This window comes from Metabacillus niabensis (assembly GCF_902829255.1).
GTDB classification, from domain to species: domain Bacteria; phylum Bacillota; class Bacilli; order Bacillales; family Bacillaceae; genus Metabacillus; species Metabacillus niabensis.
This window is the reverse complement of record NZ_CADEPK010000098.1, coordinates 1-21,132: the sequence shown is the minus strand read 5'-3', so window position 1 is coordinate 21,132 and position 21,132 is coordinate 1. Positions and strand designations below refer to the sequence as shown.

The window sequence follows — 21,132 nt, the reverse complement described above, 5'->3', positions numbered from 1 at the left end:
AGTAGTCGTTCTGGTTGATTTCCGCTACAGTACTCGCTTTCCGCGGGGTGGGTGGTGAGCCTCCTCGGTGTAAACCTGCGGGGTCTCACCTCTCCCACGCATCCCGCAGGAGTCTCGCACTTACGCTCCAATCAACATTAATGAAGTTTGCACAAAAAACCGACCTCTTTTCTTTATAGTTTTTCCAACAAGCAATGTTCGGTTTTCGCTAGAAATATTTTCGTTATGTCCCACTCTCTTTTTCTTTTTTTCATTCAATTGTTCCTACCTTTCAAAACGGAACCAGGCAAAATCAAATTGACTTCCTGGAAGAAAGATAAATGTGACCTTTTGTTCACCTGTGATTTTTTCCAAGTCATATACCCGCTCTACATATCCATCTGATTGTGTAAATTCAACAAGCTGGTTGCTTTCTCCATTTTCGTTTGCAAATCGAATATGAATGGTATTTTTATCAATCGGTGAACGCCCTGAAACAACAAGCTTTGTTGCTCCTTCAATGGTAAAATCCATCTGTTCATATTCTAAGGAAACATTATTGCCGATCCCTTCAACATTGTTTTCTGTTTTCGTAAACGTATCTCCATAAATATGGTCACAGTCGATTGCGCGATTTTGTTCAAAGGCTCTATTGTATTTCTTGAAAGAAAAGCCTTTAATGTGAACCTTACTGCGGAGGACAAAGCAGATGGAGCTAATCCCTGTTAGTCGCTTCTTCAAGCGGTAGGTTTCCTCCTGATACACATTCCATTTTGATTCCTTCTGATAGATAACATCTGCAAGGAGCTCACTGCCATTTTCACCAGGCATCCCTTGCCAAATCTGCAAAGAGTACTCCTCATCTGTTAATGCAAAGATTGGAATCGTTATTGTATCAGACCCGTATAGACCAAAGTCAATATTTTTAAAGCCGACTTGTGTTTCACCATCACGACTTGTTGCTACACCACGCTCGTTTCCACTCCCTATCTCACCTTTACTATAGTCATACAGTCCAGCAGAGATAAATTCATACGGATTTTTATAGGCAGTGCCAAGCCCTGTTGCTTTAAATTCAAGCTGTGAAATCAATCTTGTTTTATCTCCGCCATTTTTACTTGTACAACGAAGTCGGAACTCGCCATCACCAAATGCACTCACTTTCGCTTTAAAACCATTCGCTTCAACCTTAGCAATGTTTGAGACGATTCCAGAATCATTGACAACACTCCATTCAACTTCTTTATATGAAGTATTTTCCGGATATAAATGTGCCCTAACATTGATTTCTTTCCTCGTTTCATCGATTAATTGCCCATGCTCACTAATAAGTTCAATTTTTCGTAACGGGATTTCCTCTTCGGTTCCTAAAACAATTGGTAAAGGTTGATTGCTCATCATTGCTGAAATCCCTTCTATGCTCTCACCTGAAGGAAGCGCTTTATATTCAGCTTTACATGATTCGATCCCTTGTGAACTTACCTCAATTTGGATGAAGCCCGGTTCTACTGTTGCGGCAATAATTGCCATAAGCTTTCCACTAAACAAGCGTCGGCTTTGCCCTTTATACTGATCATAATCCGTACTATCGCCATTATCGAGGCCGACTAAACGACCTGCTCCTGTTACGTTAACAAAGACGCGGTTAGTAGCATTTTCAACGAGGTGTCCGTTCATATCCTCCATCGAAATTTCGACGAAAATCAGATCTGTCCCATTTGCAATTAACTGCTCTTTATCAGCCTGCACTTTAAGCCTCTTGGCATTACCGAATGATTTTTTCATATCTTTTGCAATCACATTTCCTGCTTCATCGTAGGCAATTGCCTGTAGTTCCCCTGCTTGATATGGAACTTTCCACCACCCTACTAGCTCTTTCCCCCGAGAATGGTCGATATCATAAGCACCAATTGTTTCCCCATTAAGCTGGAGCTCAATTCGTGGTGCATTTGAACAAACTCTTACATCGATTAGCTGACCATCGTTAAAATCCCAGTACGGAAAGATATGAATCATTGGGTTTTCTTTATAATTCGTCCATGCTGCCTGATAAAGATAAAACGAATCCTTTTTAAAGGTTGCTGTATCAAGCTGCCCAAAATATGAGTTTTTCGTATGATAAGGTGTTGGCTCCCCAATGTAATCAAAGCCAGTCCAAATAAATTGACCGAGGGAAAACGGTGTATCTCTTTCAGCGAGTATGCATGCCTCTGCTGATTTTGCTCCCCAGCTTGTCGTACTATTTCCAAGAGCTGAGCATTGTTCATCATCATCTGTAAGAATCGCTTTTTCAAATGGAAAATGATAGATCCCTCTGCTTTGAACTACTGACGCCGTCTCACTCCCATAAATAATCCAATCCGGATGCTCGTCATGATGCTTTTGATAATATTTTTCTGCATAATTATAGCCGGCAAGCTTCACAATGTCGGCACATTTTTGTGCATTTTCCCATGGCATATAATTTGAACCAATCGTTACGCTCGCATTGCCCTTTGGATCATATTTCTCTACATACTCCTTCAGTAGCTTTGTTATTTCCTGACCACGCTCATCGGCATGTGTATCATAAATCTCATTGCCAATGCTCCACATAAGCAAGCTCGGATGATTCCGGTCACGCAGAACCCAGCTTTTCACATCGGATTCAGCCCATTCTTTAAAAAATCGTGCATAATCATACTTCGTCTTTGGCCTTTCCCACATATCAAATGCCTCTGAAACGATAAAAAATCCCATTTCATCAGCTAAGTCCATTAGTTCAACTGCAGGCATATTGTGCGCGGTTCTAATTGCATTTACACCCATTTCTTTTAGCAGCTTAAATCTTCTTTTTAAAGCAGCTTCATTAAACGCAGCACCTAATGCCCCTAAATCGTGATGCTCACAAACACCATTTAATTTCATTTTTTGCCCATTTAACAGCATGCCTTCATTCGGATCAAGTACGATTTTGCGGAATCCGAGATTTTGCGAGATTAATTCAAGTACTCTTCCGCCCTCAGTTTCTAACTTCGTTATTAGCTTGTACAGATTTGGCTGTTCAGGACTCCATAGCAAAGGATTTTCTATGATTAATGTTTGTTGATTTACTAGTTTCTTAGATTGATTTGGTGGAAGCGTATCCGAAATAGTCGCAATCACTTTGTCATCAGCGACAATTGTATGTGTAAGGACAAGCTCCTCTGTCACATTCAATTCGGTATCGATTTCAACCTGAAAGCGTGAATCTTCTTGTTTTGTATGAACATAGATTCCATCTGTAACAATATGGCTTTCTTCTCGTGTCTTTAGCCAAACATTTCGATAGATTCCCGCACCTGAATACCATCTGCTGTTCGGACTTTGAAATACAACCTTCACGAGAATTTCATTATCTCCCTCTTTTAACACATCTGTAATGTCATGCTCAAACGATGAATAACCGTATTTCCATTCTCCAACAAATTGCTGGTTAACATAAACAGACGAATCCATATAGACACCATCAAACGATAAAAGAACTTGACTGGCTGCTTTTGGCCTAGTAAACGTCTTTCTGTACCAGCCGATGCTATTTTCATATAAATCTAACGTATTATAAATCAACCAATCATGTGGAAGGTCGACTTGTTGAAAATCCAAGCTTGAATGCTCTGTAACCTCTAAACTACTTTTTGCGAATTCCCATCCGTCGTTAAACAGTATTTTTTTGTTCATTAAATATACCCCTTTTTGCTTCGTTTTAGAAACTTTTAATGACGAGCAATTTTAATTAGCGCAACTTAGTTTGTTCGCTCAATTAACTAATTCAACAAGTTTCGACCTTATCCTTTTTTTATATTCATTTATTAAATAGTTCGCTAAATAAACGAAACATAGCATGCATTAAATACGTATAATGATTAAATACGGGTGTTTGACCAACGAAGAATTTTATAGAAAAGGAGGTTGCTCGTTTGGAGATTGGTATTCTTATTATTTCAGTTCCTTTTATTATATTTGCTATTATACTTTCGAAAGGAAAAGGAGCATCCATACTTGCAGGTTATAATACAAAGTCAGATAGTGAAAAGGCTCAATACGATGAAGTCGCTTTGTGCAAATTTATCGGTAAAATTATGTATGGGCTTAGCTTTAGCATCATCATATTCGCGGTAAGCGAGATGTTAGAAAATCAAGTTTTATTTATTATTGGTCTCATCCTATTTTTAACTTTAATTATTTTTATGTTGGTGTACTCCAATAAAAGAGATCGATTCAAGAAGATTAATGATTAAGGAAAGTTATTGACTTATACATAAAGAACAATGGGGATTTATATTAAAAATTTCAATGAGGTGGTAGATTTTGTTGCCAAATTGCCAAAATTGCGGATCTAAGTGGACTTGGAAGGATACTTTTGTAAAAATGTTTACTTTTAAAAATAAATTAAGATGCCCCTCCTGTGAACACTTTCAGTATCTGTCAAAAAAATCAAGGAATCAGTTAAGCCTATTTGTCATGTGTCCCTTTTTGATTTGGGTACCATTAGTATCATTTAATGTACCGATTCAATATATATTCGCTGTTGAGATAGCCTCCTATTTTATTGTTTTAATGAGTATGCCTTTTTTCTATAGGTTAAGTAATAAAGAGGAACCTATGTGGTAATTATGGATGAATAAACAAAAATGATAATAACGCGTGGATATAGACTGAACTACACCTTGGTAACAATTGAGGTTCAATTCATATCCAAGCTTTTAATGTGCTATATTGCTCTAAGATTCATAGGTATATCGTTAATGAACGTAATTTCTTTTAAAAACTGTTTACTCGAACGGAAGTACTTTCAACAAAGTCTATTGGTCATTTTGAAATGATTAGTAGACTTTTTCTCTCCCTTTAACAAGAAACAAAACCCACCAGACGACTATAAATATGTAACCGATTATCGTGTAAATAGACCATAAAGTCCCTTGTTGCAATTGACTAATGAAATGCTCAAATTCATTCATTCCCTCTCCTCTGCCAATACTATTAAAAAAAGAAATGATAGGAACAGTTAGGGAAAAAATAATCGTCAATACAGACAAAGCTCTTATTTTATTTCTAAAAATACTATAGATTCCAGCTGCTAATGTTGTTATTAAAATGAAGTAATAGATTGCCCAAAACCAATTTGGTAGTGTTTCAAGCGCCATTTTTCCACCTCACCCATTGGAATTAATTGGTAGATGCATAACATACTTTAACAGAAATATAATAGAACTTAAACAGACTTATCTACATGTTCACGCAAAAATAGCATTCGTTTAGAATTACTTCGAATGCTAAATATATTACTTCGATCATATTATTCCTTACTCCACATACATCTTTAGAGATTTTTTAGAAAAGCGTCCACACGTACTTTATCAAAATCATGATAACCCTGTGCTTGTACCCATTTCTGAAACTGCTTCGACATTTAATGCTCTAATAATTTCTTTGATCATTGGATGAACAAGTTTTATGCGCTCCTCCATTATCAAATTTATTAGTTTTACGTTGCCTCCTACTAAATACATATTATAAAAAACAACACTACTTTTAAATGTCAGTGTTGCTTTTAACTTCTATATCAAAAATTACTTCTGCTGCTCGAGCTCAATCTTCTTAAACGCTCGATAGCCAAACCACATAATATTCAAGCAAAATAAACTAACACATAGCAGTGGGATGAGTCCGGAAACGTACCAGTATAGGCAAAAGATGATGATGCTGCCGAAAATCATCATAAGTGTCGATGAAAGCTGAGATAATCCAATAAGAAAGGCGTATTTTACATAATTTAAAATGGAAAGGTCAAAATGAACATAGACTGGAAAGAAATTCACTATTGTAATGAAGTATAGCAAGCTTAAACAAATCATTAAAACGAATAAAATCTGAAATACTATATTAGAGGAATCTTGAAAAAAGAGAATGTCTAAACGAATGATTAACCCGATCACAAGGAACATGACACCAAACAGATTCGCCTTTAAAAATTCCTTACGGTAATTCGTCCAAAAGATCGTGAAGGCCGATTCGACTTCATTCCCGATGATCCACTTTCGTAATAATGCAAATAAGCTAACTGTTGCAGGCATGAAACCGAAGATTCCGAGACCTAAAAGGGTGAAAAGCATCCATAGTAAATTGGCATAAACTAATCGAATTATCCATTCTCCAGCTTGATAGACTACCTTCATTGCTCCATTTAATTGCATGGCTCTCTCACCCTTTCTTTTTTCTTAAAATTACCCCTTCACCGCACCAATTGCGACACTACCAATAATTCGTTTCGAAAAAATGGCAAATACGATAATGATCGGCAATACCGATAAGGCGACACCTAAATACTGAACACCATAATTCGTCCCATAATAACCTTGGAGTAATTGGACTAATAACGGGAGCGGATATTTTTCATTCGTAAACAGTAAAACTAGCGGACCCATAAAGTTATTCCAGGAACCGATAAATGAGAAAATCCCTAGTGCAGCAAGTGCTGGCATTAGCATCGGGAGAATAATCCGATTAAAGGTTTTGAACTCTCCTGCTCCATCCACCCTTGCCGACTCGATGACTTCATCAGGAATTGTGCCATCAATAAATTGCTTAACGAAGAAAACCGCAAATGCATTTGCTGCGGCAGGCAATATAAGCGCAGCATATGTGTCAATTAAATTTAATAGGTACATAATTCGGAACGTCCCAACTAAGCCGAGCTGCTGCGGCACCATCATTGTTGCCAAAACGAAAATAAATAGAAATTTTTTCCCTTTAAATTTATATTTCGCAAAGCCATATGCATTAAGCGCACCGAAATAAAGAGTAAGTGCTGTTGAACAGCAGGAAATGATTAAACTATTTAAAAACCCTCGCCAAATATTGACGTTTTCGTTCATAGAATGATAGTTTTCAATAAGCGCATTTCCAGGTAAAAAGATAAATTTTGATGCAATATCGGCATTTGTATGTGTTCCATAAATGAGCATAATATAGAATGGAATAATACAAATTATCGCTAAGCAAATGAGAAATACATGTATCAAAACATGGCTTAGCTTAATTTTTCGTTTATTCATGATTGCACTTTCACTAACTGATGATTCCAATGTGAGATTTCGCGACATGTTTCATACCTCCTTTAATTTGATTCACCCTTTGTTCTTCGGTTCATAAGTGTAAACGACAGGATCGAGAAGATGACAATTACAAGGAATAAACCGAAGGCAATCGCAGAACCATATCCATACTGATACCGCGTAAACGCCGTCTCATACAAATACATGACACTTGTCAATGTCGCATTATCAGGATTACCGGTTCCGTTCGTTAACGTATAAGGCTGATCAAATATTTGCATTCCACCTATAATTGATGTAACGATTTGAAAAAGAATAATAGGTTTTAATAATGGAAGGGTTATGTGAAAAAACACCTTCGTTTTGGAAGCGCCATCAATTTCAGCAGCCTCTAATAAATCTCGCGAAATCCCCTGGAGCCCTGCAATATAAATAATCATTGAATAGCCAAAGTATTGCCAAAACAAAATCGATGATACTAAAATCCTCATAAACATCGGCTTATCTGCCCAATTGATTGGATCTTGTATAAACCCAAGGCTCATTAATAATTGATTAAAGCTACCTGTTTGCCAGCTAAAAATTAACGCAACTAAAAGTCCTAAGGAAGCAGCTGTTACAATGTTCGGAAAGAAAAACACAGCTCTGAAAAGGCTTTTCCCTTTAACAAATTTCTCATGTAAAATCACTGCAAGAACAAGGCTCACCGTTAGCTGTGGGATAACAGAAACTCCCCAGATTAACAACGTATTACCAAGTGATTTATAGAAGAAAAAATCACCAAAAAGCCTTTGATAATTCTCAAGCCCAATCAGCGTCGGATTGCCAAAGCCATCCCAATTTGTAAAGCTTAAATACAACGAATACAAAATCGGATATAATCCGAAAATCAAGAAAATGATAAAAAACGGTGCAATAAACAAATAACCGTAATGATCTTTTCGTAATGACCGTGAAAACATATCCATCTCCCCTTTCGAGCAGTTTCATTCATAAACCTGCCTCGATGGTTTAATTGACTTCAATTTCAGGAAAATTGTGGCCAACCTCTGTTTTAAATGATTCAAGCATGTCTTCCTTCGTTTTTAACCGTCCATTTAAAAAGTCATTGACCTTTTCTGTCCAAAGCTTATTAATATCATTATCATATTTGGATTGTGGTGCAGATGGAACCTGTTCACCAGCTTCAACGAAAAATTCAAAATATTTCTGACCATCGAGAAAATCAGACGTCAACTCAGGTGCTAGCTCTTCATCAATTTCTTTATTACTTAAGAAATATTGCTGACTTTCCGCTAATTCCTTTAAAAATTCCTCATCCGTTGTATAAAACTTCATAAATTCCCATGCAAGGTCTTTATTTTGACTCTTGTTGTACATCGCCAAATACGTACCACCGCTGCTGAATGATTTTGGACCATGTGCCAAACCCCACTTCCCTGCTGTTTCCGGCGCGTTTTTTTCGAAAATATATGGTAAGCCCCACGTAGGTTCGGCATAAAACATCACACTTCCCTTTTGCATCGATGCCGTCCATGCTGGCCCCCATACCTCATATTTTGCTTCAACATTCGTATCTCGAGCTTCTTTCACTAAATCCAGTTCTTTAACTCGGACATCATCAATTACTAGCTTTCCATCAACTACCCATGGTTCTTTAATATTTGAGCTTTCGACGATATCGATATCTGACCAGCTCGATAATGCATGAACCTGACCATCGCTCTCCTCATAAACTCGTTTACCAATTTCCATCACTTTATCCCAGCTTGATATCAATTCACTAACTTCCTTCGGATCATCTGTTCCTAAATATTTCTTCGTTAAATCTCGTCGATAATAAAAAGCACCAGGTGTTCCTTGATACCCTAACCCTCGAACAATTCCTTCCTCATCCTTTTCAATATTCTGAATATAAGGGAATTGCTTAGCTAGTATTTCCTCTGCATTATACGGTTCCTTTGATAAATTCTCTAAACGAGGAATTTGTTTAATTTGTGGCCAGTAAGCATTCTCAACGAAAAACACATCAGGGACATTTTTCTCAACCTGCAATACAGAAATAAGCTTTTGAACATAATTATCATTCGTAATAAACAGCAAATTAACATCAACATCAGGATGCTTTTCCTTGAATTTCTCAACCGCATATTTTGCTTCATCAGTAAACGTCCAAATAGTCAGCTCTTTCTTATTTTCATTTGAAGCTTGCGAACAACCTGTAAGAAGGAATGTTAAAGCTAAACCGACAATCATCGAGAGAGAAAAGAGCCTTTTCTTCACGTTTGCACCACCCCTATTAAAGATTCGTTATTTAAGAACGAAGGCTAAATGAGAGCATCCCCCCTTTTAAAAGGACAATACTGTGAATCAACACAAAATATGAAGCGCTTACATTTTCCGTTTTACACTTTGGTTAACTGATAAACTAAGTGTCTGCAAGGAACCAATTTGTTAAACATGATTATTCCCATTCCTCATTAAAAAGAACTACTTTTCCTAAAAAGTTGACAAAAACTTGGACAAACCTAGTAAATTACTGTTAGAAATTAGGGCTTCTTAATAGCCATAAAGTATGCAGGGTAAATAAAAAAGTGCTAGGTTATGTTTTTTAGACATTTCCTAGCACGTCTAATATTAAATCTTTCATTCAAATCCCAAACATTTCGTTTAATGACAATCCCAATTATACAATACCTTTGTAAAGTCTAAATTCTTTAAGTCCTCTTCACAAATAAAGAAATTGCCGACACCTGAATCTCCCCACATAATGTCATTTTCGTCATCTGTATCAATTTGCAAGAGGAGAATGCTATAGTCTTTTACTCCATTACTACTATACTCTCGTGGATCTGTTTGTGTAAAAAAGGCATATCCGCCAATCTTATGCCCTTCATTTGAAATTTCCTCAGCAAAAATATCCCACATTTCTGTTCCATCTTCATCTACGATTTCATCGAGATAGACATCTTTAAGCTGTTCATTTGCACGAAAATCAGCGATACCTAGTGCTTCATAGCCTATTTCAAAAGTGAGACCAACCTCTGACTCAAACGGAAAGCAGAAATCCTCATGTTGTTCATCCACTTCTGGAAACTCATTTACTAGCATTTCTTCCGGTAAAATTTCCTCGTGGTAAATTACTTTATATGTATCCCCATCAACCTTACGATCAAAATCAAGCCCCATTAAATCATCATATGCAGTGACAAAAAACTGCAAAATGCCCTTTTCTGGATAAGGATCCAAATGAGGAATTTCCGCAAAATTGAGTTGAGCCATTAGTTTCATTGGCTTGTTGTTATAGTCTATTGGGTATTCCATATCCTTTGGAAAATATGGTGTGCCTCCAAATTTGCTCTCATAGACTCCTGTTTTTCTCATTTCTCCATTTATCCGGATATAAGGAACGACTGATTTTTGGATAATGTCGTTGTATTTGATTAGTTGCTTTGGTAAAAAGATTTGCGGTTTGTTTCGCATGAGTTCACCTCTATTTTCTCTTTATAAAGTAAATTATGACAAAACTGCAAATCTATTACAATCAGTTTTTACTTTTACATTCCTATAAATCTGTTAAAAGTTACTATTTTTACAAAGAGAAATACCATATAATGGATACAAGGAGGTTGGTATCATTATTTACGATTATCTTGTGCCCATTCTCATTATGTGGGGGATACCTGGGTTACTAGTTATTAGATACTATTTAAAGTTAAGTGCGGAGGAAAAAAGGTCTGTCATCAACGAATTTAAACATCCACAACTAATTTTTACAGTTGGTTTTACTCTTTTAGGGGTATTTTTCACACATCTTTCCGTTATAGGATTGAATGATTTCATTAGAATACTTGGCAATGTTTTTTTGCTTATCGGAGGTCTAGTAACAATGGTCGTTATATGGAGGATAAGCAAGATTCGAAGTTTATTTGTATGTATTCTAATGCTGATGTTCGTCCTCTTTTTCTGGTAAAAGTTCTACGTATTTTATTTAGATTATGAAAAAAGCAGTACATATCAAATGATTTAGGAGATGTCTAATATGAAAACAAAATGTCTATTTATTATTTGCAGTCTATTGCTTTTATTAGCAGCTTGTCAGTCAAATGAAGCAAATGAAACCAAGTTTAAGAAAGTCACTATTCCCGATGATGTACCTGAATATGTTCAAGAAAGTGATTTCAAGAAAATTGATTGGGATAAAAAAGCTACTATGCTTGTAAATGGAATAATTGGAAATGAAGGAAAATCGGGTGTAATTGGTGCAGATACGCCGAGCTTAGATGACCAGAAATGGATGTGGCATCTTTGGGGAGTAGATGACCCTAGTAAGTCCACAATGACCGTAGTCGGATACCATAAAGAAACAGAAACTGTACATCAAATTCTGACAGATGGTTGGACCACTAGTCTCGGGGCAAAACAGAATGGAGCTGATGCACACATTCCTACTTCTGTTAAAATACCAAAGCCAGGCGAATGGGCAATCCTACTTTATGTTGATAATAAACTATTTGATCTATTAGTCTATGACATTAATGAATAAGTAAGCAATTTTTTCATAATTGGTAGCTGGCGAAAACTAAAAGCAAAGATCCTAATATAGGAAATGATTTCTTACCTATATTAGGATCTTTAATAAACAGCTTTTCGCTAAAACAAAATTAAGAATGCATTCTCCACTATTATTACTACTATTCTATAATATTAAAGCATCTTCACTATCGTAATGCGTCTGACATTATTCGTTCAATCATTTCATCAAAGCCGTTAAAATCCTCTAATTCATCTCCAGAGGGTTTATCTAATAATTTATATTGTTTCTTTTCTTTATCAAAGACGTACCAGCTTATACTGTCATCACCAAAGAACAAATATTTTCTTTGGTGTTCAACTTCATGCCACACCTGATTTGAATCAATGAAACCGTCTATTTTATTTTTCGGCTTTTTTTCTACTATTTCCTGATCAATTCCATATATGATGGAGCCATTAAATTCTAGACCATTTATCACTTGCAAAAAACGAATATATTCCAGAGGTAATTCAACGTTTAATTTTTCTTTCACTGCCTTTTTAAATATTTCTATCTCTTCGTCACTTGCAGCTCCATTTAGTTCTGCACCAACTATTTTTTCTTCCTCTTTTATTTCAGTAAGCTTTTCTTGCCACATCGTATCACCCTATTATCATTTTCAATCCACATCATTATTTACATTTTCAAATAAAGCATAACGTAAATTATGATTCCTTATCGGAAATTTTAGCCAATATACAATTTGCAGCTTCAATTGCGCCCCCTGCTTTTCGGAGGCTTTCAGATAGCATTATCGCATTTTCATAGTATTTCTTCTCACCTAGCAGCTCATTCACTGCCTTTACTAGCTGTTTCGGCTTGCTTCCTTTTAGTTTAACGCCCACACCTAGTTCAGCAGCGCGGTTTGCGACTACCCTTTGCTCGCTATGCAATGGATATAGAACCATTGGCACTCCGTGATACAAACTTTCATTCACACTATTCATTCCGCAATGGGTAATAAATGCATCAGCAATTTGCAGGATGGCAATCTGGTCTACTGATTGTTTTATTGTAAAGTTATCAGGTATGTTGCCGAAAGAAGTGATGTCTGTTTTTTCCCCAACAGACATTACAATATTATAATGGCTGCCAGTAAATGCTTTAAGACAATTTTGGTAAAAATCCTTATTTTGATTTAGGACTGTCCCTAATGAAATATAGATAAGCTTTTGATTTTTTTCTTTATTGACTTTTTCACTTGGCTTACGAATCGATGGTCCTACAAAGGCATATTTGTCAGAAAACGTTTCGGCCATCGGTTGAAATCGTTTTGATGTATAGACAATCGTGTCTGTTTCGTTATCGTTTTGTATAATTGAAATAAAATTATCTACTTTATAGCCGTGTGCTCGTAGCTCCTGAATTTTTTTGTTAATTCGCGGCATCCCTGTCATCATTTTTATCAGTTCTTTAAAGCTTCGTTTCATTAGCTTAGCGGTATGCTGATTAAACGCAAACGTCGTTGTTGAACAAATATAGTTTATTCCTAGCTTTTCAGCAAATAACTTTCCCCAAAAGCAGACTGAATCTGAAACTATGCAATCTGGCTGAAAATCTCTTAACTCTGAACAAACCTTATCATCTAAGGCAATTGTCGTATCAACAACCATTTCAATAAGTGCGGCAAAATCCTTTCCAGCCTTGCGTTCCAATTCCTCCTCAGAAATTGGTGGTAAGTACTTGTCACAGGAGATAAATTTTGCTCCTGCTGCCTCTATTTTTTCTTTAAATTCATCAAACGAATAGTACCACACTTCATGTCCTCGCATTACTAATTCGGAAACAACTGGTATAGTCGGATTTGTATGTCCGTGCGCTGGGATTGAAAAGAAAACAATTTTCCTCATTCTGCTTCCTCTTCCGCTAGTTCAGCTTTCCGAATCATATCGGCAAACTCTAAAAAGCTATCTGTTTTAAGAATGGCAATCCCTTTTGTTACATCTTCGCCTAAAACAACAAGCTTATCACCTGCTTGGATGTGATACATGTCCCGAGCTTGCTTTGGAATGACAATCTGTCCCCGCTCCCCAACTTTTACAACTCCGAAAAACTGTTTCCCCTTTGGAGCTAAATTTTCAACCTCTTCCTCACTCAAACCTCCTGATAATTGGTCCAATGAGATTTGAAAGATTTCGGCTAATTGTTTACTTTTATAAAGATCAGGTATCGCCTCATCGTTTTCCCATTTTGCTACCGTTTGACGTGAGACATTTACCTTTTCTGCCAACTGCTCCTGACTCATTTTATTCCTCTTTCGTAAAATACGAATATTCATACCAATCATATTTCCAACTCCTTATATCGTTAACTATATATAAGGGGTTTAGGAAAGTCTATCAATGGTTTGCTACATTTTTTGTTAACAATTGTGGCATTGTTATTATGATGATTTGAATTACTAGGTGAATAAAATTATGTATATAGAGGTTTTTCTGGACTTTGTATACATTTGTCGGCACATTACAACAAATCATATTTATGGCTTGTGATTGGATTAAAAGTTTCAAAGAACAAGCCCCCATATACAATTTAGACTTGTTCTAAACGTATATATAGATTTTATCAAAACAATCATTCATTACTATTGATACATGCCGCTTAGTTTATGAACACTTTTAAATCTATCTATTTTAATGTGAATATTATCTTTTTTTAATTCTGGAAAATCACCTTCTCCAATAGATTGCCAAAGGTCGTGTCGATGCCTATAAAGATAATTTTCAAATTGAAAAATGTCCCCATCAATTTCTTTACTTTTTTCATATGAATGATAAACTTCATTAACTAGCTTTTTCTTTATTTGATTTTTAATATCTTTAGAAAGCTTCATTCCATTTGAATTTAACACTGTGGCATGGATTTTAATTTCAAGCCCTATCGAGGGGTCTTTTTTATCATTATTTACTACATATTTCATTTTAGGTTTTAAAAGATTAACTAAAATTTGATGATTTGCTAAATCAAGCGTCAAAGGTGTACGGACAGATTTATTATTCACTCGAACAAATCCTATTAAATGATTTAAGCTTACATGCCCTTTCCAATGTTTCCCTTTAATAATATGGGCTCCGTTAATTGTAGGGACATCATAGTTATCCTCTTCCTCCTTTATAATCTCATTGTTTACAGTTAGAGAGGGCAATAATATCGTTCTTGCCTTTTCATTAAATTGATAAATAAATTGCTGTAAATTTATCGGTGGAACGGTTGAGCTTTGTTGTTGCTTTGCTTCTGGATTACTAATTTGAGATTCATTAAAAGGATAATAAAACGGAACCTTTGACGTAAACACCTTCTCAATTGGTTCTTCTGTTCCATAGACCATTCCTGTTAAGCGAATTCTATAAGATGAATCTAACGTTTGTAATGTAGATTCCAGCTTATTTTTTAATAATGATTTGCCAAAAACAATGACATTGATTTGGTCAAAATTAATAGGGAGTTGAATACCTTGATCAATCTGATTAATTGCATCCTCAATAGACTTTCCTTTTCCGTTTCCAAGCCATACCTTGCTAGGTTTGTCCCCTTTTCCTTGATCTGTTTTTGCAACATTCAAGAAATCTAAAAATTGCAGGGTTACTTCATATTGATTGTCATTATAGTCAATTCCTAACCCTACAGCATATGCTTGATATTGAACTTCTTTAATGTCTGCACAACCTGTAAGAAACAAGAGAGAAATGAGAATCCATACGATTTTATTCATTCAGTCACCTTTTCTAGTTCCATCTTTAATTGATAACCCTGCATTTCTTTTCTTTAGTAATGTGCTTGGAATTCGTAAAAAGGCAAATAAAATATCCTTCCCATAAGGAGTCATAATATTTGAAAACATCGATATCCCAAAGGATTTTAATCTTGCTATATAAAGGATAATAAAAATAAAACTTAAGAAAAAACCAAAAATCCCTAAAAAATAACTTAAAAGCAGGACAAATACTCGCAAATAAAATAGATTTCCTGCGAGCATTCGATTCACTAAGGTAAAACTTGTCAAAGCAGTTATTCCGATTACAACAAGCATGGAGGGTGAAGTAATCCCACCTCTAATAGCAGCGTCGCCAATAATTAAACCGCCAAGTACAGAAACTGTCTGTCCTATTCCTTTCGGTAAGCGAGAGCCAGCTTCGAAAAATAATTCGAACATAATCACCATTAATAAGCTTTCGATTAATGGTGAAAATGGCAATCCTAATCGAGAAACCGCTATAGTCGCAACAATAGGTAATGGTAATTGACCTATATTATGTGTGATTAATGCAGTATAAAAGCCTGGAAGTAAAATCGTTGTAAATACCCCAACAATCCGTAATGTCCTTTGCAAGGAAGCGTAATAAAAGCTTGTATTTTCATCTTCAGGGGACTTAAATAAAAGAGACAAATCTACTGGTGCAATAAGTGCTGTAGGTGAGCCGTCAACTAAGATGGCGAATCTTCCCTGATTAATAGCTTGTACAATAAAATCTGCCCTTCCAGAATAATGAATCGTAGGAATTAATGAAAATTTCCGTGGGGATAAATATTCAGTTAGCGTATTTGAGCTTGTTAAAATATCGACATTAATATTTGAAAGAAGAGTCATAATTTCTTCTAGAATTTGATTATTTATAATGTCCTTAATATAAAGTAATCCTACTTTCGTATTCGTTCTTTTTCCAATTGTATATTCCTTAACAACTAAAGAGGAAGTACGAAGTCTTTTACGAATTAAACCTAAATTCGTATTGATATCCTCCACGAATCCATCCTTTGGCCCAATAGCTGAAACTTCAGCAACAGATTCATCAGGCTGTCTATGTGGAAATTTTTTCATATCATAGAGGTATACCTTTTCACCGGGTGGGACAGCTATCAGTTTTCCCGAAAAAACGTTTTTCTGTATTTTTTCACTGTCTATTTCTTGTTTATCAACGCTTTCCATTTGGACATATTGATAAATTGTTGAATATTGTTTTTCTGTTTCAGGGATCAGAATCGATTTAATCAAGCTAGTATCTGTCAAAGGTTCACAATACACCAGAATGATACTCATTTTATGATCCTCTTTGACAACAATATCAGAGGAATGATTAAAAAGTTGTTTAAGTGCTTCAGCTGTAAAAAGCGGTTTATCCACAGTTTCAACTCCTTTCTACTTTTTTCCGCTTCCTTAAAAAGACCGCTAAAACTGATATTTGAATCAATAACACGATTAAGGAAATGGGTCTAAAATAAATAAAAACCATTTCCGAAAATACGTTTTGATCAACTGGGACAAGCACTGCAATGAAAAGTAACCCATACAATAACCCTAAAACTTTTATATTATTTTTATTTTTTGTAGCAATGAGGCTTGTTAATAAAACAAAAAGACTTATTCGAATAACTCCTCCAGATAACCATTGATAGATAGCAAAAAAATCTGTATGTGAAATATATCTGCCAATTGATATTAATCGCCACTGTTCATAGGCAGGGTAGCGATATTTGGACGCTAAATCAGGTCCGAATTCGACGATTGCCCCAATTGTAGGTCCTAACATTAAACCTACTATCACAATACCCAACACAAAAAGTTGCTTCTTTGTAACTCTTTTTTTAATAATAGAGGTAACAAATATAATGACAAATAGTTCAATGATTGGAAGTACTGTATAAATAAGACCTTTTGACACGGGAATAAAGCCATCTTCTAATATTGGTAATAACAACTCATAATTTTTCTTATTGGTATTAGCGAACGAAATAAAAAAACCTAAAACTAAGACGATTGGACATAGTATCGTACTTATAATGCCAATTGAAAATATGCCTGATTGACTACAAATGAGGCATAATAAAAGAAGTGGGAACGCAAGAAAGAAAATGTTATAGTCTTCCATATAGGTTAATTGTGACCAGAAGATAATATCTTTTGCCGTGATAAAGGCACTGATATACATATACAAACCTATTGGTAATAATAGGAGATAATACTGGATGGAGCTTGTATCATTTTTCAATTTTATTAGTAAAGAATCTGTATGTACTATCGCTAAAATTTTATAAATCACAAATATCCAAACTGGAAGAACAATAATTGCTAACACAACACTTAGCCACGCATCTCTTTTCACCACTGTTAAAATCCCTGGAATGATTTCAACATGTGCAAACAGACCTACAGAAAGTAGTACGAGATATACAATTGAAATATAACGTAATGTGTTTTGCATACGTTTAATCCTTTTTAATAAGTAGTATCTACTAGAAGAAATAAAATATTATTACTTTCTAATTTTTTCGCAATTATGTAGCTTTATGAAAGAAACAGAAAAAGTATGAAGTGATTTTCATCTGGTTGAGAAAAATGGAAGTATTAACCTTGCAGAATATTCCCCCTTTTTTTTACAAGCATCCCCTATAATAAAAAACGCGTTACCATTTTTTATAGTAACGCAGCCGTTTGTAGAAATAATTATGTACTTAATTCAACACATTTTCTATATCCTATTGATAATCACTTATACATGCTTTTTCCTAAACATCCTCCTTTTAGCAGAAGCCACCTCTATAATTCGAATTTTTCTTCATTTGTTGCTCTTTATTTTAAAGTCTTGCAAACATTTTTTACAGATACATTGTTTTCCTTTACTTTCCAACGGAACCAATTCGAAGATTTCCTTTGGGAAGGTTTCAAGATTACACCAACAACTACCGTTTTCTTCACTACCTAGCATACACCCATTTTCTTCTTTACATATAGGACAATATGTATTTGCCAATTGTCACCACTCCTAAGTTCTTTCAGGTTCGGTATTTAATAACACTATTTTTCTTTCACTATATCTCAGCCATAGGCAAACGGAAAAGATTAGCTAATTTTTTGAGAAATTGTATTTTACTGGACTGACGACGGTCCATTTTGTGAAAAGTTAATTGGTAGAGGGTAATATAAAAGAAACGCTCCGAGCATTTTCGATCAGGAGCGTAATTGTGCCATTTATATACAGTTATGAATCCTATATTATTTAAACCAATCCGCTCTTTCCATATGGGCGAAAGGAATATCTGTATCAATGTCCCCTTCAATCGTTTTAAGCAAAAGGTCTTCTCCTTTTAACCAGTTAGAAAAGCTGAATTTAGCTGGCTCCTGATCGCCACCAAGTACAATCCATGCTTCAAGATTCTGTGGAAAATAAGCAGTAGTATGGATCGTTCCTGCCCAGCTGCCATATAGCTTAGAGAAAACACCTTTATCTGTATCATTTAAAAGCCTGAATGCTTCATGTCCACTTAATCCATGGACTTGATTTTCTTCAACAATTTGCATTCTTTTTTTCGAATCATCAAGAACATGTCGATTTTCCTCTGTCAACATTTCGAAATGATTTGTACAAGAATATCCTTGACGAGTCTCCACCCTTCTCGGTGAGGTTTCGACAATATGAGGTGCTTCACATGTTTCATCAAATAAGACGTAACTGAAAGACCCGCGATGTGGAATCTCCTTCAGCAAATCGACAGCTTCCTTTGCATTGGCACAAAGCTCTAAGATCAGTCTGCCGATCATATGACAAATAAAGCCGTCACCCGGACGCTTCCTGTTCATAAATGTATAACCCATCGACAAACCCTTTTCATTCATCCCATCACTTCTACCGGTTATTTTTTGGCTTACACCTATCGTCGCATAGCCTCCATCTGTAGGTTGAAATAGCACGAAGCGTCCATCATAGGTTTTCGGATGATAATCATAATTGCGAATCATATATTTGTCACCAACGTAAATTGAGCAACCAGAAGGATTAATATTCACTCGATAACCACCAAATTCTTGTAAAACCCTTTCTATTGGCCACTTTAACGCATCCTGTAAGCCGATAAATTCCTCCCAAATATTTGGTGCTAATTTTTTAAAAACCTGTTCAGTCTCTTCTTTATCAATTCGAAAAAGAGGCTTCCGAACAAGCCATTGTCTTTCTCGATTTTTTAGTAGTATTGAATCTTTTATTAATTCTCCCTGCATGTAGCGAAAATCGTAATGTGTGTTACGAAATTGAATGACATCTGCGTATACCTTTTTCATGGTGCTGTCCTCCAATTGTTTCTGTATCTTAAGGATATATTGAATTGGGAGAAAAAGAAAGGAAGAGGCATTTGTGATTTTTTCATAGGAGGAGTTAAGTATATGTATGTATCCCTTTCATTTGTATATTCGATAATAAAAAAAAAAGATAACCTCAATCCTATTTCAGGTTATGATTATCCGTTTCTTATTTATTGTATATAATAATTACCTAAATCTTAAATACCCATCTGATATTAACTTTAAATAATACTCAATAGTTTGAAGTAGCCAAATCACAATGAATCTATATAACAAAGCGACTATGCCTAATATTCGAAATTATTTTCCATTCATTAATAACTTAGCTTCTTTTAAATCTATTTTCGCCTTATGACCATGTTTGTGCAGCAAATGTAAGAGATTATTTCCGTTTAATAAAGTAAGTGGTTTATCTTTTGCAAAATTGTAAGCATCTGGACCAAAGTCAGCTGTTGTTACCAATATACCTTTAGTAGCACCTTCATTCATTACTGTTCCATATAAATCTCTAACTGCCGATACCCCAACAACATTTGTATATCTTTTTGCCTGTATAACAATTTTCCCACCTCTAATAGGATCTGGATCAAATGCAACTGCATCAACTCCACCGTCCTTACTAGCTCTTGTTATTTTTACTTCTCCACCAGATGTATTAAACTCTTTTTCAAAAAGTTCTCTTATTAAATGCTCAAAATCTTGCCAATCCATCGCGGCCAAATTCGTATCCTCATCAACGTTTTCGGATACATTATGTGCATCAACAAATCGACCGTCTTCCCTATTGATTTTTAATATAGGAGCTATTGGAGTTAGACTAAATAATTTACTACTTCCAATCCCTTTTAAATTTTTAAAACAAGTCTTTGAATCAACCAATCTTAAGTTTATTTCCATAAACTCTTCTTTGTTTGTTTGAATTGACAATATACAAATATCTTCTTTTTTACCTGTTGCCTTATTTATCGAATTTACCCATCCATTAAATATTATTGAATCTATTTTACTAATTGCATCTGCTTCAAAAAGCTCATGTATAGTACGTAATGTAATATCATAAAGTAACTTATCATACATTTTCCTAAGAGCAGCATCTGTTATAGACGATTCTTTGTACTCATCCTTTGTAGCAATATATTTAACTTCTTTTAATGTTGGTAAGTCAGAAATATCAGGAAGGATATATTCCACAATTAAGGTTCTATTGTTTGGATTATATTCAATATCATATTCCTGAGGAAAATAGTCTGGATAATTAGAATTAGATAATACCATGTCACAGTATTCTATTATCGCCTCTGTTTCACCAATTAAATATTGATCTTTTTTCCTTTCAATAGCATCGTTTTTTTCTTTTTGTTCATGTTCGAAAGATTTCTTCTTTTCTTCCCATTGTTTTTGAAGTTCCTCAAAGACCTCTATTTCTT

General features: G+C 35.2%; 19 protein-coding genes. 3 read left to right on the top strand and 16 right to left on the bottom strand.

The window, feature by feature from the left end; translation table 11 throughout:
- Positions 1 to 264 precede the first annotated feature (264 nt).
- Entirely contained in the window at positions 265 to 3,678 is a 3,414-nt protein-coding gene (locus HU235_RS09650; protein WP_174880085.1) for a glycoside hydrolase family 2 TIM barrel-domain containing protein, read from the bottom strand.
- Between the two features lie 239 nt (positions 3,679 to 3,917).
- Here HU235_RS09650 and HU235_RS09645 point away from each other — a divergent pair, with 239 nt between their 5' ends.
- Both HU235_RS09645 and HU235_RS25490 read left to right on the top strand, forming a co-directional pair.
- Positions 3,918 to 4,238 carry a DUF3784 domain-containing protein gene (locus HU235_RS09645; RefSeq protein WP_233452186.1) on the top strand — a complete coding sequence of 107 codons (321 nt, stop codon included), beginning with the start codon at positions 3,918 to 3,920 and terminating at the stop codon, positions 4,236 to 4,238.
- A gap of 70 nt (positions 4,239 to 4,308) precedes the next feature.
- On the top strand, positions 4,309 to 4,611 hold the full coding sequence (locus HU235_RS25490) for a TIGR04104 family putative zinc finger protein (RefSeq protein WP_411828260.1): 303 nt from the start codon (positions 4,309 to 4,311) through the stop codon (positions 4,609 to 4,611).
- Between the two features lie 212 nt (positions 4,612 to 4,823).
- On the opposite strand, the gene HU235_RS09635 is transcribed toward HU235_RS25490, so the two are convergent.
- From HU235_RS09635 to HU235_RS09610, 6 genes are all read right to left on the bottom strand, one after another.
- Positions 4,824 to 5,144 carry a hypothetical protein gene (locus tag HU235_RS09635; RefSeq protein ID WP_174880083.1) on the bottom strand — a complete coding sequence of 107 codons (321 nt, stop codon included), beginning with the start codon at positions 5,142 to 5,144 and terminating at the stop codon, positions 4,824 to 4,826.
- 426 nt (positions 5,145 to 5,570) lie between these two features.
- Complete coding sequence (locus tag HU235_RS09630; RefSeq protein WP_174880082.1) at positions 5,571 to 6,194, bottom strand: YesL family protein; 624 nt, start codon at positions 6,192 to 6,194, stop codon at positions 5,571 to 5,573.
- 30 nt (positions 6,195 to 6,224) lie between these two features.
- Complete coding sequence (locus HU235_RS09625) at positions 6,225 to 7,103, bottom strand: carbohydrate ABC transporter permease (protein WP_174880081.1); 879 nt, start codon at positions 7,101 to 7,103, stop codon at positions 6,225 to 6,227.
- 14 nt (positions 7,104 to 7,117) lie between these two features.
- Positions 7,118 to 8,017, bottom strand: coding sequence for a carbohydrate ABC transporter permease (locus HU235_RS09620; RefSeq protein ID WP_174880080.1), 900 nt, complete (start codon positions 8,015 to 8,017; stop codon positions 7,118 to 7,120).
- Between the two features lie 49 nt (positions 8,018 to 8,066).
- On the bottom strand, positions 8,067 to 9,338 hold the full coding sequence (locus HU235_RS09615; RefSeq protein WP_233452185.1) for an ABC transporter substrate-binding protein: 1,272 nt from the start codon (positions 9,336 to 9,338) through the stop codon (positions 8,067 to 8,069).
- A 387-nt stretch (positions 9,339 to 9,725) separates the two neighbouring features.
- A complete protein-coding gene (locus tag HU235_RS09610) occupies positions 9,726 to 10,538 on the bottom strand; it encodes a YwqG family protein (protein WP_174880079.1) in 813 nt (270 codons plus the stop codon).
- A gap of 559 nt (positions 10,539 to 11,097) precedes the next feature.
- On the opposite strand from HU235_RS09610, the gene HU235_RS09605 reads away from it, so the two are divergent.
- On the top strand, positions 11,098 to 11,601 hold the full coding sequence (locus tag HU235_RS09605) for a hypothetical protein (protein WP_174880078.1): 504 nt from the start codon (positions 11,098 to 11,100) through the stop codon (positions 11,599 to 11,601).
- 175 nt (positions 11,602 to 11,776) lie between these two features.
- Here the strand turns inward: HU235_RS09605 and HU235_RS09600 are convergent, their stop codons facing one another.
- From HU235_RS09600 to HU235_RS09560, 9 genes are all read right to left on the bottom strand, one after another.
- Positions 11,777 to 12,229, bottom strand: coding sequence for a YrhA family protein (locus HU235_RS09600; protein ID WP_174880077.1), 453 nt, complete (start codon positions 12,227 to 12,229; stop codon positions 11,777 to 11,779).
- A 67-nt stretch (positions 12,230 to 12,296) separates the two neighbouring features.
- Entirely contained in the window at positions 12,297 to 13,481 is a 1,185-nt protein-coding gene (locus HU235_RS09595) for a macrolide family glycosyltransferase (protein ID WP_174880076.1), read from the bottom strand.
- Positions 13,478 to 13,918 (bottom strand): helix-turn-helix transcriptional regulator, encoded by a 441-nt coding sequence (locus HU235_RS09590; RefSeq protein ID WP_095303112.1) that lies wholly within the window; start codon positions 13,916 to 13,918, stop codon positions 13,478 to 13,480. The genes HU235_RS09595 and HU235_RS09590 overlap by 4 nt, the downstream gene beginning before the upstream one ends.
- A 297-nt stretch (positions 13,919 to 14,215) precedes the next feature.
- Positions 14,216 to 15,343 (bottom strand): Ger(x)C family spore germination protein, encoded by a 1,128-nt coding sequence (locus tag HU235_RS09585; RefSeq protein ID WP_174880075.1) that lies wholly within the window; start codon positions 15,341 to 15,343, stop codon positions 14,216 to 14,218.
- Positions 15,344 to 16,753, bottom strand: a complete 1,410-nt coding sequence (locus HU235_RS09580) for a spore germination protein (protein ID WP_174880074.1) — start codon at positions 16,751 to 16,753, stop codon at positions 15,344 to 15,346.
- 4 nt (positions 16,754 to 16,757) lie between these two features.
- Positions 16,758 to 17,831 (bottom strand): GerAB/ArcD/ProY family transporter, encoded by a 1,074-nt coding sequence (locus HU235_RS09575; protein ID WP_174880073.1) that lies wholly within the window; start codon positions 17,829 to 17,831, stop codon positions 16,758 to 16,760.
- Positions 17,832 to 18,185: 354 nt separating this feature from the next.
- Positions 18,186 to 18,380: a cysteine-rich CWC family protein gene (locus tag HU235_RS09570; RefSeq protein WP_145582456.1), complete on the bottom strand. Its 195-nt coding sequence runs from the start codon at positions 18,378 to 18,380 to the stop codon at positions 18,186 to 18,188.
- A 242-nt stretch (positions 18,381 to 18,622) separates the two neighbouring features.
- Positions 18,623 to 19,684 carry a C45 family autoproteolytic acyltransferase/hydolase gene (locus HU235_RS09565; protein ID WP_174880072.1) on the bottom strand — a complete coding sequence of 354 codons (1,062 nt, stop codon included), beginning with the start codon at positions 19,682 to 19,684 and terminating at the stop codon, positions 18,623 to 18,625.
- A 321-nt stretch (positions 19,685 to 20,005) separates the two neighbouring features.
- A partial coding sequence (locus HU235_RS09560) for a restriction endonuclease (RefSeq protein ID WP_174880071.1) occupies positions 20,006 to 21,132 on the bottom strand: 1,127 nt, incomplete at its 5' end.

Bases quoted from the DNA above. Each gene is read 5' to 3' on its own strand.
- HU235_RS09625 (WP_174880081.1), bottom strand. From the start codon at position 7,103: ATGTCGCGAAATCTCACATTGGAATCATCAGTTAGTGAAAGTGCAATC.
- HU235_RS09585 (WP_174880075.1), bottom strand. From the start codon at position 15,343: ATGAATAAAATCGTATGGATTCTCATTTCTCTCTTGTTTCTTACAGGT.
- HU235_RS09575 (WP_174880073.1), bottom strand. From the start codon at position 17,831: ATGCAAAACACATTACGTTATATTTCAATTGTATATCTCGTACTACTT.
- HU235_RS09595 (WP_174880076.1), bottom strand. From the start codon at position 13,481: ATGAGGAAAATTGTTTTCTTTTCAATCCCAGCGCACGGACATACAAAT.
- HU235_RS09600 (WP_174880077.1), bottom strand. From the start codon at position 12,229: ATGTGGCAAGAAAAGCTTACTGAAATAAAAGAGGAAGAAAAAATAGTT.
- HU235_RS09610 (WP_174880079.1), bottom strand. From the start codon at position 10,538: ATGCGAAACAAACCGCAAATCTTTTTACCAAAGCAACTAATCAAATAC.
- HU235_RS09650 (WP_174880085.1), bottom strand. From the start codon at position 3,678: ATGAACAAAAAAATACTGTTTAACGACGGATGGGAATTCGCAAAAAGT.
- HU235_RS09635 (WP_174880083.1), bottom strand. From the start codon at position 5,144: ATGGCGCTTGAAACACTACCAAATTGGTTTTGGGCAATCTATTACTTC.
- HU235_RS09605 (WP_174880078.1), top strand. From the start codon at position 11,098: ATGAAAACAAAATGTCTATTTATTATTTGCAGTCTATTGCTTTTATTA.
- HU235_RS09630 (WP_174880082.1), bottom strand. From the start codon at position 6,194: ATGCAATTAAATGGAGCAATGAAGGTAGTCTATCAAGCTGGAGAATGG.
- HU235_RS09590 (WP_095303112.1), bottom strand. From the start codon at position 13,918: ATGATTGGTATGAATATTCGTATTTTACGAAAGAGGAATAAAATGAGT.
- HU235_RS09565 (WP_174880072.1), bottom strand. From the start codon at position 19,684: ATGAAAAAGGTATACGCAGATGTCATTCAATTTCGTAACACACATTAC.
- HU235_RS09620 (WP_174880080.1), bottom strand. From the start codon at position 8,017: ATGTTTTCACGGTCATTACGAAAAGATCATTACGGTTATTTGTTTATT.